The organism is Nonomuraea harbinensis, from assembly GCF_019396385.1.
GTDB classification, from domain to species: Bacteria; Actinomycetota; Actinomycetes; order Streptosporangiales; family Streptosporangiaceae; genus Nonomuraea; species Nonomuraea ferruginea.
The window spans coordinates 17,129-29,881 of the sequence record NZ_JAHKRN010000014.1 but is presented as its reverse complement, the minus strand read 5'-3'; the positions used below and the strand labels follow the sequence as shown (position 1 = coordinate 29,881).

General features: G+C 72.1%; 12 protein-coding genes. 1 reads left to right on the top strand and 11 read right to left on the bottom strand.

Features of this window, described 5'->3' with window-relative positions; genetic code table 11:
* Complete coding sequence (locus tag KME79_RS16895) at positions 1–1,140, top strand: ABC transporter ATP-binding protein (protein ID WP_219545227.1); 1,140 nt, start codon at positions 1–3, stop codon at positions 1,138–1,140.
* An 87-nt stretch (positions 1,141–1,227) separates the two neighbouring features.
* Here the strand turns inward: KME79_RS16895 and KME79_RS16890 are convergent, their stop codons facing one another.
* The 11 genes from KME79_RS16890 to KME79_RS16840 all read right to left on the bottom strand — a co-directional run bounded on the left by KME79_RS16890 (position 1,228) and on the right by KME79_RS16840 (position 12,751).
* Complete coding sequence (locus KME79_RS16890) at positions 1,228–2,508, bottom strand: 2-hydroxyacyl-CoA dehydratase family protein (protein WP_246639971.1); 1,281 nt, start codon at positions 2,506–2,508, stop codon at positions 1,228–1,230.
* Positions 2,496–3,488: a 2-hydroxyacyl-CoA dehydratase gene (locus KME79_RS16885; RefSeq protein ID WP_308248940.1), complete on the bottom strand. Its 993-nt coding sequence runs from the start codon at positions 3,486–3,488 to the stop codon at positions 2,496–2,498. The genes KME79_RS16890 and KME79_RS16885 overlap by 13 nt, the downstream gene beginning before the upstream one ends.
* A gap of 245 nt (positions 3,489–3,733) precedes the next feature.
* The gene (locus KME79_RS16880) at positions 3,734–4,972 is read right to left on the bottom strand and encodes a CaiB/BaiF CoA transferase family protein (protein WP_219545226.1); all 1,239 of its coding nucleotides are present in this window, start codon (positions 4,970–4,972) and stop codon (positions 3,734–3,736) included.
* The gene (locus KME79_RS16875; protein ID WP_219545225.1) at positions 4,965–6,086 is read right to left on the bottom strand and encodes a CapA family protein; all 1,122 of its coding nucleotides are present in this window, start codon (positions 6,084–6,086) and stop codon (positions 4,965–4,967) included. Before KME79_RS16875 ends, KME79_RS16880 begins: the two co-directional genes overlap by 8 nt.
* On the bottom strand, positions 6,083–6,904 hold the full coding sequence (locus KME79_RS16870) for an amino acid ABC transporter ATP-binding protein (RefSeq protein WP_219545224.1): 822 nt from the start codon (positions 6,902–6,904) through the stop codon (positions 6,083–6,085). Before KME79_RS16870 ends, KME79_RS16875 begins: the two co-directional genes overlap by 4 nt.
* Positions 6,904–7,743, bottom strand: coding sequence for an amino acid ABC transporter permease (locus tag KME79_RS16865; protein ID WP_219545223.1), 840 nt, complete (start codon positions 7,741–7,743; stop codon positions 6,904–6,906). Before KME79_RS16865 ends, KME79_RS16870 begins: the two co-directional genes overlap by 1 nt.
* Positions 7,740–8,633, bottom strand: a complete 894-nt coding sequence (locus KME79_RS16860; RefSeq protein ID WP_246639970.1) for a transporter substrate-binding domain-containing protein — start codon at positions 8,631–8,633, stop codon at positions 7,740–7,742. Before KME79_RS16860 ends, KME79_RS16865 begins: the two co-directional genes overlap by 4 nt.
* A 163-nt stretch (positions 8,634–8,796) precedes the next feature.
* Complete coding sequence (locus tag KME79_RS16855) at positions 8,797–9,252, bottom strand: MaoC family dehydratase (protein ID WP_219545222.1); 456 nt, start codon at positions 9,250–9,252, stop codon at positions 8,797–8,799.
* A 9-nt stretch (positions 9,253–9,261) separates the two neighbouring features.
* A complete protein-coding gene (locus KME79_RS16850; protein ID WP_219545221.1) occupies positions 9,262–10,167 on the bottom strand; it encodes an SDR family oxidoreductase in 906 nt (301 codons plus the stop codon).
* A 97-nt stretch (positions 10,168–10,264) separates the two neighbouring features.
* Positions 10,265–11,188, bottom strand: a complete 924-nt coding sequence (locus KME79_RS16845; protein WP_308248939.1) for a PaaX family transcriptional regulator — start codon at positions 11,186–11,188, stop codon at positions 10,265–10,267.
* Between the two features lie 72 nt (positions 11,189–11,260).
* Positions 11,261–12,751, bottom strand: a complete 1,491-nt coding sequence (locus KME79_RS16840) for an acyl-CoA synthetase (RefSeq protein ID WP_219545220.1) — start codon at positions 12,749–12,751, stop codon at positions 11,261–11,263.
* Positions 12,752–12,753 lie beyond the last annotated feature (2 nt).

Sequence of the window (12,753 nt, the reverse complement as noted above, 5' to 3'; positions counted from 1 at the left end):
ATGCAGACCATGGCGAAGACCGACCTTTCCCAGCAGACCGGTGAGCCGCCGATCGTGCGGCTCACCGGCGTGCGCAAGAACTACCGGCGGGTCGACCGCACGCTGGCCGCGGCCGTGGACGGCGTGTCGCTGGAAGTGGCGCCGGCGGAGATCCTGGTGCTGCTCGGGCCGAGCGGCTGCGGCAAGACGACCCTGCTGCGCTCGATCGCCGGCCTGGAGACGCCCGACGACGGCACCGTGGAGATCGCGGGCCAGGTGGTGTTCGACGCCGCCCGGCGCCTGGACGTGCCGCCGGAGGGGCGGGGGCTCAGCATGATGTTCCAGTCGTACGCGCTGTGGCCGCACATGTCCGTGTTCGACAACATCGCCTACCCGCTGCGGAGCCGGCGCGGCTCGCGGCCGGGCAAGGACGAGCTGGCCGGGCGGGTCGTGGAGGTGCTGGAGCTGGTGGGCATCCCCGAGCTCTCCCGGCAGTTCCCCGGCGAGATGAGCGGCGGCCAGCAGCAGCGGGTGGCGCTGGCCCGCGCCCTGGTCGCCGGTGACGGGCTGATCCTCTTCGACGAGCCGCTGTCGAACGTGGACGCCAAGGTACGCGAGCGGCTCCGGGTCGAGCTGCTGGCCATGCAGCGCAGGCTGGGTTTCGCCGCGGTGCACGTGACGCACGACCAGACCGAGGCGATGGAGCTGGCGACCCGGATCGCGGTCATGCGGGCGGGCCGGGTGGAGCAGCTCGGCCCACCGCGCGAGATCTACGACCGGCCCGCCACCCGGTACGTGGCCGGCTTCGTGGGGATCGCCAACGAGGTGCCCGGCGAGGTGGCCGGAGTCGACGGCCGCACGGCCACGGTACGGACGGCGTACGGGACGCTGACGGGGGTGCGCGGGGCCGGGCTGGAGGTGGGCGCGGGGGCCGTGGCGATCTGGCGGCCGGAGCACGGGCGGATGAGCGAGGACGAACCGGGCGGGCCGAACCGGTGGCGGGCCCGGCGGCGCATCTCCATGTTCGCCGGCCCGCACATCGAGCACCACCTCGACGCGGAGGGCCTGTCGTCGCGGCTGTGGTCCGGGGGCGGCGACGTCACGGCGGACGAGGTGTGGATCGGCGTGGACCCGGACCGCCTGCTGATCCTCCCCGCCTGACACCCGGCGCGATCGGGCCCAGGGGCCCGCCCAGGCCGATCACGCCAGGGCGAGGCCGGCCGTGCGGGACGGGTCGCGCCGATCCTGCTATCTCAGGACGACGTCCTCCAGCCAGCGGCCGATGCGGCCGGCCACCGCGTCGTCGTCGTAGGTCCGGGTGTCGACGTTGTCGGCGCGGAGGTCGAGGACGGGGATGCCGGCCGCCTCCAGCGCCCTGGCGGTGAAGTAGCTGCCGCGCGGGTCGTCGGACACCAGGTGGACCACGCCGTCGATGCCGTGCAGGCGGGCCTCCTTCACGTACCACTCGCTGGACCAGGGCGGCGTGTAGAGCTGGTCGGTGAAGGCGGCGAAGCGGGCGGCGAGCGTCCGCATGGGGTCACCGCCGTAGCGGATGTAGCCGTCGGCGGCGATCGCCAGGTACATCGACCACACGAACACGGCGCCGTACTCGTCCTGGAAGCGCTGGTAGAAGCCCATGTCGTACCAGAGGCCGCGGCCGATCCACATCAGCCGGGCGCGCTCGCCGGGGCAGGCGGCCCGTCCGGCGTCGGCCCGCTCGCGAACCTCCTCGTAGAAGCGGCGGGCGGCGTCGCGCGCCCACTCGGTGCCGCGGTGCCACTGCGGGAGCATGACGCTGGGGATGCTGTCCGTCACCCCGATCGGAGCGGGACGGGTGCGGGCGATGAGGTCGCGCGCTTTCCTGTTCCACTTCTCCTGCTCGTTGACCAGAGCCATGACCTCGCGGAAGCGCGACTCGCGGAACCTCCTGCCGGTCGTGGTCTCCAGGAACCTGACGAGGTTCTCCAGCTCGGCGGTGAGCAGGTCGAGCCGGGCCGGGCCGATGGCCTCCTCCCAGCGGTGCGGCATGAGCTCCCACCAGTTGGCCGGCACCTCGTTCTCCGCGGCGCTCTCCAGCGGGAAGAAGGTGACGCCGGGCTCCCTGCCCCAAATGTCGAAGATCTTCCTGGTGACGTCGCCCGAGGCGTCGCCCACCACGATCGACGGCCTGGGGAGCCCGCCCCACGGACCCGCGCCCGGGTCGGGGTCGAACGCCGAGCCGAGGGTGACCGCGTTGTACTGCTCGGAGTAGTCGGGGTAACCGCGCTCGCGCACCTTCTCCAGGTAGTGCGCCGAGCGCTGCTTGGCGGCCACGACCGACGCCCACCACTGGCTGACCACGTACGGGATGTCCATGACGCGGAAGATCTCGTGCGGCACGTCGGCGTTGACCACCGCGAACGGCTCCCCCGCCGCGACCCTCCGCCGAAGGCCGGCGAACCATTCGCGCTGGTGCCGCGCGGCCTCGACGGCGGTGGCAAGAGACTTCACACCGCGCGTCGCCGCGGCGGGCTTGCTCACGCTGGGCATCGGAGCTCCTTCACGTCTGCGCGGCCGTACTCCTGACGGTCCAGGAGGACGGCCGGGATGCCGAGCGCGGCCCGCTGGTCAGGAAAGTCCCAGGCGGGGGCGTCGTCGCCGGTCCTGGCGTAGCCGACGAGCAGGTCGGCGTGGCAGCGGCGGGCGGCCGCGGCCGTGTGGGCGGCCCGCTCGGCCGCGGTCGATGCCGGGGCGTACGGGCCGCCCCGGTGGTAGTGCTCGGCCAGCGCGTCCAGGTCTCCGGCGCCCACCTGGCTTTCGAAGGACGGGTCGCCGAAGGAGTGGTCCTCACCGACGATGACGTGTCCGTCCGCCTCGATGGCTTCGTAGACGTGCGGGGTGTCGTGGTCGCCGCCGGTGAGGAAGACCCGGCGGCGGTGGTGGGCGGGCAGGCCGGCGGCCTCGGAGAGCAGCTTCTCCAGCAGCGCGACATGCTCGGGTAGGGGCAGCGGGGCGTTGGCGACCGCGAGGAACTGGCGGCCGGTCAGGCGGGCCGGCCTCTCCCGGCGCAGCCCGGCGACGGCGGCCAGCAGGCGCCGGCGCTCGTCGTGCGCGGCCACCGCGCCCGCCACGTCGAGCGGGCGCCCGGTCCAGGCGGCCAGCCGGGCGGCGAACTCGCCGATCCTGCGCCGGTTGTAACGTGCGGTGGTGCGGTGCGGCAGGTGACGGACGTCGACCAGATACGGCTCGGGCACCCCCGCGCCCGGCTCGACCCGCCGCAGCTCGCGCAGCGCGTAGAACAGGCGCAGCGACGCCTCGCAGTCATGCGCGACCACAATCCGGTCCAGCTCACCGTACGCGCCCGTGAGCAGCCTCGACAGGATGGAACGCGCCATCGGATCCACGCCCGTACCCAGATACAGGTCCCCCGCTGCGGAGTCCGCGTCCGGATCCCCCGTGAGCCGCACGGCGAAGGCCTCGGCGGCGGTCAGCAACTCGACGGGCACGTCAGCGCCGACGTACCCGACCACGAACGCGCTCCCGGCACGCCCGCTTGCCTGCGCGTAGGCGTCCTCCAGAGCCTCCAGCGCCGAAGACCCCCTCCCCGGCGAACCCTCCGCGGGGATGGCATGAACGGCTCCGCGACCAACCCGCTCCTCCGTGGACGCCCGGTCGACGGGAGGAGCCGGCTGCTCAGAGAAGGTGGCAGGGGCGGACGCGCGCCCGGCGGGAGAGGGCGGCTGCTCCGGGTCGGTGAGGGGTCCGGCGGGCACTGTCAGATCACTCCGTCGTCGGCGAGGGACTTGATGTCGTCGTCGGAGTAGCCCAGCAGGCCGCCGTAGATCTCGTTGTTGTGCTCGCCGAGGGCGGGGGCGGGCTGGTCGAGGGCCGCGTCGGCGCCGGAGAAGCGGATGGGCACGCCCGTGCCGTGGAGGTCCTCCACCCGGCCGTGGCGGGGATGCGCCAGGGGGACGACCTCGCCGCGCGACAGGACGATGGGGTCGCGGACGGCGGCGACAGGGTCGCGGACCTCGGCGGCGGGCACCCCGTGCCGGGCCAGCAGGTCCAGGACGGAGGCGAGCGGACGCTCGGCAGCCCACGCGGCGAGCAGGTCGTGCAGTTCGGCGGCGTGGGCGACGCGGGCGTCGCGGGTGGCGAACCGAGGATCGGCGCCGAGTTCGTCGCGGTCCAGGGCGGCGAAGAGGCCGCGGGCGAACGCGTCGGTCGGCCCGCACAGCGCGAACCAGCCGTCCGCGGCCGGGAACGTGCCGAACGGCGCCAGCCGGGGCACGGTCGCGCCCGTCCGCGACGGCAGCCCCAGCTTCTCGTACGCGTCGAACGGCTCGCACGCCACCAGCGAGGTGAGCGCGCCGAGCATCGACACGTCGACGTACTGCCCGTGCCCGGTGGCGTCGGCCTGCAGGACCGCGGCGAGCGTGCCGATCACCGCGTAGAGCGGCGCGACCAGGTCGCCGACGGGCAGCCCGAAGCGGACGGGCGGCTCGCCGGGCGCGCCGGCGGTCATCATCACGCCGCTGAGCGCCTGCACGATCGTGTCCATGGCCTTGCCGGAGCCGGGCCCGCCCTGGGCGCCGAACCCGCTGACGGACGTGCACACGATGCGCGGGTTGACCTCCCGCGCCCAGTCGTAGCCGACGCCCAGCCGGTCGGTGACGCCCGCGCTGTAGTTGTCGACCATGACGTCGGCCACCCTGACCAGGCCGGCGAGCACCTCGCGGGCACGGGGATGCTTGAGGTTGAGCGTGACGCTCTGCTTGTTGCGCCCGCGCAGCATCATCGACACCGACATGTCGTCGCCCTCGCCCCGGACCGCGGTCAGCCCACCGGCGCCGACGTAGGGCGAGTTGTTGCGGGAGCTGTCGCCGCCGGTGAGCGGGTTCTCCACCTTGATCACGCGGGCGCCGAGCCCGGCGAGCAACAGCGTCGCGTACGGGCCGGAGAGCGCGGTGGTCAGGTCGATGACGGTGCGTCCGGCGAGGGGGCGGTCAGCCACGCAGCACCACCTCGTCGCCGTCCCAGCCGAACTCCGCGTTCAGCCCCGCCTGGCGGGTGATCCGCTCGATGTACGCGGCGACCCTCCGGCCGTCCTCGCCGTCGCCGAGCGGCACCGGCCGGCCCGCGTCGTCGATCCAGCAGGGCACGAACCCGGCCGAGACCAGCCCCGACCCGTCGAACCGGCAGGTCGCGATCGCGGTGTTGCGGCTCTCCGGGTGGAAGGGGTAGTAGGGCATGTCAGGGTCGGGCGCGAACCCGTACAGCTCGACGCGGCGGCGCGCCCAGGCGGCGCGGTCGTCGTCGGCGCCGGGGGCGGGCGTGAGCGCGTGGGTGACGGTGACGAAGTTGCCCAGCCCGTGGTAGATGGGCGCGCCGCGGTACATCTCGATGCCGCGCATGATGTGCGCGTGGTGGGCGAAGACGGCGTGCGCGCCGGCGTCGACGGCGGCGCGGGCGACGGGCTTCTCGTACATGGCGAGCGCGGCCGGGGTGTGGCCGACGCCCTTGTGGAGGGAGACGAGCACGATGTCGGCCCGCTCGCGCAGCGCGGCCACGTCGGCGGCCATCCGCTCCAGGTGGCCGGGATCGGCGAAGGTGTAGACGGTGGGCGGCCCGCCGGGGCTGGCGTGGTCGAGCTCGTAGTGGGTGAGGACCTTGATGGGCGCGCAGCCTGGTTTGGCGCTGCCGGCCCAGGACTCGCGCGGGCCGACGCAGTTGTAGCTGAGCACGCCGACGCGCAGCCCGCCGCGCTCGACGACGGCGGGGCGGCGGGCCTCGTCGAGGTTCATGCCGGCGCCGGCGGTGGCCAGCCCGGCCTGCGTCGCGTACTTGATGGTGTCGGCCACGCCCTGGTCGCCGACGTCGTAGACGTGGTTGCCCGCGAGGGTCACGATGTGGAAGCCCGCGTCGGCGATGGCGGGCAGCGCGGCCGGGTCGGCGGGCGGCGCCGGTACGTCGGTGCTGACCTGGGCGGTGGACGTGCTGTGCGGCACCTCGACGTGGCCGATCACCACGTCGCCGCGGCGCAGCGTGTCGCGGACGGGCGCGAAGAACGACGCGGGGTCCGGCTCGTCGACGACCAGGTCGCCGACGGACATCACGGTGAGGGTCATGACGCGGTCTCCTCCTCGAGCACGCGGTCGTGCGGGGTCTCGGCCGCGCGTCCGGAGAAGCGCGACAGGAACGCCCGCAGGCGGGGCGATCGGGGATGTTCGAAGATCTCTTCGGGGGTGCCGGTCTCGACGACGCGGCCCTTCTCCATGAAGACGCACCGGTCGGCGACCTCGCGGGCGAAGCTCATCTCGTGCGTGACGATGATCATGGTCATGCCGCCCCCGGCGAGGTCGCGCACCACGCTCAGCACCTCGTCGACCAGCTCGGGGTCCAGCGCGCTGGTCGGCTCGTCGAACAGCATGATCCGCGGGTTGGTGGCCAAGGCGCGGGCGATGGCCACGCGCTGCTGCTGGCCGCCGGAGAGCTGGCGGGGGTGCGCCTGTGCCTTGTCCGACAGCCCGACGCGCTCCAGCAGGCGCAGCGCCTCCTCCCGTGCCTTCTCCACGGGCGTGCCGTGCACCAGGACCTGGGGCTCGGTGAGGTTGCGCAGCACGCTCCAGTGGGCGAACAGGTTGAACTGCTGGAAGACCATGCCCATCCGGCTGCGCTGGGCGGCCACCTTCCTGGCGGGAAGGGGGCGCAGGTGGCCCCTGTGGAACTCGTGGCCGAGCAGTTCCCCGTCGAGGTACATGGCGCCGCCGTCGATGGCCTCCAGCTGGTGGACGCAGCGGACGAGAGTGGACTTGCCGGAGCCGGACGGGCCGATCACGGTGACGACCTCGCCCTCGCGCACCTCCAGGCTGACGCCGTCGAGCGCCGCGTGGTCGCCGAAGCTCTTGCGGACCTCCCGTACGCGCAGGACCGGCTCGCCGCTCATCACTGTCCCTTCCCGAAGTGGCGTTCCAGGCGTTGCTGGCCGACGGACAGCAGGGTGACCACGATCAGGTACCAGAAGCAGGCGACGATCAGCAGCGGCACGATCTGGTAGGTCTGGTTGTAGATGACCTGCACCGAGTACAGCAGGTCGGCCAGGGCGATCACGCTGACCAGCGAGGTGCCCTTGAGCAGGCTGATGAACTGGCTGCCGGTGGGCGGGATGATCACCCGCATGGCCTGCGGCAGCACGACCTTGAAGAAGCTCTGCCCGGCGGTGAAGCCCATGGCGCGGGCGGCGTCCCTCTGCCCGGCGTCCACCCCGAGGATCCCGGCCCGGACGATCTCCGCCATGTAGGCGGCCTCGTGCAGGGTGAACCCGATGATCGCGGCGGTCAGCGCACTGATCACCGTGTTGGTCGGCCAGGAGGCGAACGTGGGCCCGAACGGGACGCCCAGCGAGATCCGCGGCAGCAGGTAGGCCAGGTTGAACCAGAACAGCAGCTGCACCAGGGGCGGCACCCCGCGGAACAAGCCGATGTAGAGAGTGCAGGCCCAGGACAGCGGCCGGAACGCGCTGAGCCGGCCGACCGCGAGCAGCACGCCGAGCCCGCTGCCGAGCGTCATGCAGATGACGGTCAGCAGCACGGTCATGCCGAGGCCGAGCAGGACGTTCGGGTGGAACAGGTACTGGCCGACCACCGGCCACTCGAAGCGCGGGTTCGTGTAGAGGAACCAGCCGAGCTGCGCGGCCAGCACGAGCATCACGGCGCCGGCCACCCAGCGCATCGGGCGGACGCGCGGGCGGGCGGCGGCGACGTCGACCGTGCGGGCCTCGCTCATTGGGCTGCCGCGGTGTTGTACCCGGGCTCGTCGACGGCGACGTTCTGCAGGCCGTACTTGTCGACGATCCGCCTGTACTCGCCGTTCTCGAAGATCTCCTTGAACGCGTCGAGCATGACCGGGCCGAGGCCGCCGGCCTTGGGCACCAGCATGGCGAGCTGGTCGACGCCGGCCCCCTGCTCGTCGGTCTGGGTCACGTACGTGAAGGCGTCCTTCTCCTTGGAGATCGCGTCGAGCGCGGCGCTCTCGGTCATGCCGGCGGCGTCGGCGCGGCCGGACTTGGCGGCCAGGATGGTGCCGTTCGTGTCGGCCAGCCCGAGGAAGGACACTTCGGGCCTGCCCTGCTTGACGCACCACTCGGTCAGGCGCTTGACCTGGTCCTCCACGATGCTGCCCGCCGTTCCCGAGACCTTCTTGCCGCACAGGTCACCGGAGCTCTGGATCGTCGAGGAGGCGGACTTGGGGACGAGGTAGGAGGTCCGGCTGACCATCCAGACGATGGCGTCGAACTGCTTCTCCCGCTCGGCGGTGTCCTTGACCGGGCCGTTGAACGCGTCGTACCGGGAGGCCAGCATGCCCGACAGCGCGGCGGGGAGCCCGCCGACGATGGTGATCTCCGTGCGGACGCCCAGCACCTTCGCGAGCGCGTCCTGGAGCTCCTTGTCGATGCCGGTGACGGTCTTGCCGTCATTGGCGACGATCCGGTACGGCGGGTGTGAATCCCCGGCGAATCGGATGACGCCCGCCTCCTTGACGGCATCGGGTAGCGCCTCGTACAGCTTGGTGCCGCCCTGCGCCGGCGAGCTCGGTGCGTCGCTTCCGCCGCAGGCCGCAAGGCTGGCGAGGGCCAGCGCAGCCACGGCCGCGAGGGCGGTCCTTGACAATCTCATGGTGGGTCCTCCCGCGACCGGTGGGATGCAAATGCTGTTGCGATCGTGGCCACTAATGTCACACTTTGTGGCACACGCCTGTCAAGAAGCCCTGGTGCCTACGGGAATTAGCAGCACTCTAGGGTGATATGGGCGCTTCTGGGAAGAGAACTGGATTCTAAAATCAGGCAAGATAGCGGTAGACGGCCTGGGCCACGCACGCCGGCTTGGCCGCGTTCTCGACCTCGACGGCGAAGTCCACGGTGAGCTGGAGTCCGCCCCTGACCTCCTCGACCTCCACGACCTTCCCGGCCAGGCGGATCCGGGCGCCGACGGGCACCGGCGCGGGGAAGCGGGCCTTGTTGAGCCCGTAGTTGATCGCCATCCCGATGCCCTCGATCTGGAGCAGCCGCCCGAACAGCGGGATGACGAGCGACATGGTCAGGTAGCCGTGCGCGATCGCGGTCTTGAACGGGCCCTCGGCCGCCCTGACGGGATCGACGTGGATCCACTGGTGGTCGTCGGTGGCGTCGGCGAAGGTGTTCACCCGGTCCTGGGTGATCTCCATCCAGTCGGTGACGCCGAGGTCGGTTCCGGCGAGGGTCCTGATCTCGTCCAGGCCGCTGACTCTGACGGGCATGGTGACTCCTTATCCGAGGTCCGGGGCGGGGATGCCGTACGTTTCCTGGCGGGCGCCGACCGAGGCGGGCCAGGCGGCGGCGATGTCCTCGGCGCTCCAGCCGCCGTCGCGGAAGGCGACGCTGATCTCCTGCGGGTGCGACCAGAGCGACAGCTTGTCGCCGCCGATGCCGATGCACTGGCCGGTGACGCCGGCGGAGGCGTCGGAGGCCAGGTAGACGACGAGCCCGGCGACGTCCTCCGCGGTGCCGAACCCGACGCCCTGGCGCAGTGAGGCGGGCAGCGGCACGCCGTCCCGCTCCAGCGCCTCGATGTGCGGGGCGAAGGCGGGAATGGTCCTGGTCATTTCGGTGGCGGCGTTCGGCACCACGGCGTTGACCGTGACGCCCGCCTTGGCGCACTCCATCGCCCAGGTGCGCACCATGGCCGCGATGCCGGCCTTGGCCGCGGCGTAGTTGGTCTGACCGAAGTTGCCGCGCTGGCCGGCGGGCGAGCCGGCGACGATCACCCGGCCGCCGCCCTCGCGCTCGCGCATGTGCCGCACGGCCGCCCGCACGCACGTGAACGTGCCGCGCAGGTGGACCTTCGCCACGGCGTCGAAGTCGTCGTCGGACATCTTCCACAGCACGCGGTCGCGCAGGATGCCGGCGTTGGTGCACATCACGTCCAGCCGGCCGAACTCGGTCACCGCCCGGTCCACCAGCCGCTCGGCCGTCTCGGTGTCGCCCACCGGGGCGACCTCCGCGACGGCCCGGCCGCCGGCGGCGACGATCTCCTTCACGGCCGACGCCGCGGCCGCGGCGTCCACGTCGTTGACGACGACCGCGGAGCCGCGCGCGGCCAGCGCCCTGGCGTAGGCGAGCCCCAGCCCGCGGCCGCTCCCGGTGACGACGCTCACCTTGTCTGACAGATCCATCGACAGCCCTCTCTCACGCTCTGCACGCTAACGTAGGGCACTCATATGTCGATCGTCAATGAACCTGTCTCGTTTTGTATCGTCCGGGATTGGGGTGTCAGCTTGCAGCCAGGATGGAGCTGGTGCGATGGTGGGCGACCAGCTCGGCCAGATCGGGCTCGAACTCTGCGACGATCTGCTTGACGCGGATCTCCGCGAGCGGCCCGAGCGTGTCATAGATCTCCACGAACACGTCCCGGGCGGCGGCCCGCGGCCAGTCGTCCGGCAGCAGCTCGGCGGGCAGATCGGGGTCGAAGTTGGGGAAGGTGCGCCAGGTGTCCATGATCCCGGTGCGCGCCACCAGCGCCTCCGAGGCACCCACCGCGCCGTTGCGCACCCGGGTCAGAAGCGGCGAGTATCGCGCGAGGAACTCGTCGTAGTTGCGCCTGAGCTGGTCGAAGTCCCACGCCAGCTGCGGGGCGCGCATGCCGGGGATGTCCAGCGCCTGGGCGCGGAAGATCGTGGCGGTGGCCACCTCCAGCTCCGCGAGCGTCTCGGCCGCGCCCTCGGCGCCGGCCGTCGGCGAGACCCAGAGCCCGTCGTAGAGCGGCGCGAAGCCGAGCCAGCGCAGCTTGGTGCGCAGCGCGTGCCGCAGGTCGCGCTGCTCCTCGGAGACGGAGAAGGCGGCCACCACCCAGGTGCCGTCCCAGACGCCCTGTTCGAGGCCGAAGGACATGATGCGGTGGCGCCCTTCCGACAGCACCGCCGAGGCCCTGTCGGTCAGCCGGTAGTAGGTGCGCCGGCCCGACTTCGACGACTCCAGCAGGTCGCGCCGGGCCAGGCGGCTGAGCGCGGCCCGCGCGGCCACCGCCGACACGCGGAACTCCTCCGCCAGCCGCACCAGCGCCGCGGACGGCAACTGCTCCGCCCTGCGGAACCAGTAGTCGCCCAGGAGCGTCGTAATCAGGTGCTGTGGGGGCGCGCCCACCTGAAAGCGCGGGAGATCGACCTCTCCTGCCTCAGACCATCCACCGTCAGTCACATCAGCAGTATACGTATGACGCTTCCGCATACGCGCGTTACCAAATCGTCGTGGACATGTGGGTATACGTCCTCAGGTCCTGGTCGCGTACTCGCGACGGAGTTGTGGTTTGAGCACCTTCCCGGCCGCGCTGCGCGGCAGCGCGGGCACGAACTCCACGCTGGCGGGCACCTTGTACCGGCCGAGCCGCCGTCTCAGGTGGTCGAGCAGCGCGGCCTCGTCGGGTACGGCGCCCGCCCTGAGCACGACGACGGCCTTGCCGACCTCGCCCCACTTGTCGTGCGGCACGCCGATCACGGCGCACTCGGCCACGTCCGGATGCTCGTACAGCAGGTTCTCCACCTCGGCCGGGTAGATGTTCTCCCCTCCCGAGATGATCAGGTCCTTGATCCGGTCGACGATGAAGACGTAGCCGTCGCCGTCCACCGTCGCCACGTCGCCGGAGCGGAACCAGCCGTCGCCGGCGAGCACGGCCCGCGTGTCGGCGGGCCGCTTCCAGTAGCCGCGCATCACGTTGGGCCCCCGCACGAGCACCTCGCCCGGCTCGTCCTCCCCCGCGTCCGCGCCGCCCGCGCCGACGACCCGCACGTCGGTGAAGAAGTGCGGCACCCCGGCCGACCCCGCCTTGCGCCGGCTCATGTCCCGGTCCAGGCAGAGCGCCCCGGGTGACGTCTCGGTCATCCCGTAGCCCTGCACGAACGACAGGCCGCGTTCGAGGTAGGTGTGGATCAGCGCCTCCGGCACGGGCGCGCCGCCGCACAGCATCGTGCGTACGGACGACAGGTCCGCCCACCCCCAGCTGTCCGCCGACGCGAGCGCGTCGAACATGGTGGGCACCCCGAACAGGAACGTGACCCGGTGACGCGCGATGAGATCGAGCGCCGGCTCCGGCCGGAAGGCCGGCTCGACGAGCACCCGCCCGCCCTTGAGCAGGGTGGGCAGGCACGTCATGTTGAGCGCGGCCGTGTGGAACATGGGCGCGGTGACGAGCGTGACCTCGTCGCCGGCCAGGTCGAGGTCGACCAGCACGTTCAGGCAGTTCCAGGTGATGTTGCCGTGGGTGAGCACCGCGCCCTTCGGCCGCCCGGTCGTGCCGGAGGTGTACATGATCAGGCAAGGGTCGTCGGCGAAGACCGGCTCGTCGAAGGCCGTGCCGGGCGCCGCGGCGAGCCGCTCCTCGTAGCCGTCGTGCACGTACAGGACCGGCACGCCCAAATCGGCGGGGGCGTCGCAGCCCCGGCCGCGCACCAGCACGGCCGAGCCCGAGTCCGCCAGCAGGTAGGTGAGCTCCTCACCCGCCAGCCGCGTGTTCAGCGGCACGAACACGGCCCCCAGCACCCCGGCGGCGAACAGCGTCTCCAGGAAGGCCGGGTGGTTCTCCCCCAGGTAGGCCACCCGGTCGCCGCGCCGCACCCCCGACGCGTGCAGCACGTGGGCCAGCCTCGTCACCCGGTCGTCCAGCTCCCGGTAGGTGCGGTCCACGCCGTCGTGCACGACCGCGACCCGGCCGGGCGTCTTCCGTGCCCGGCGGCGCGGCCACGATCCGATTCCCTCATTGCGCATAT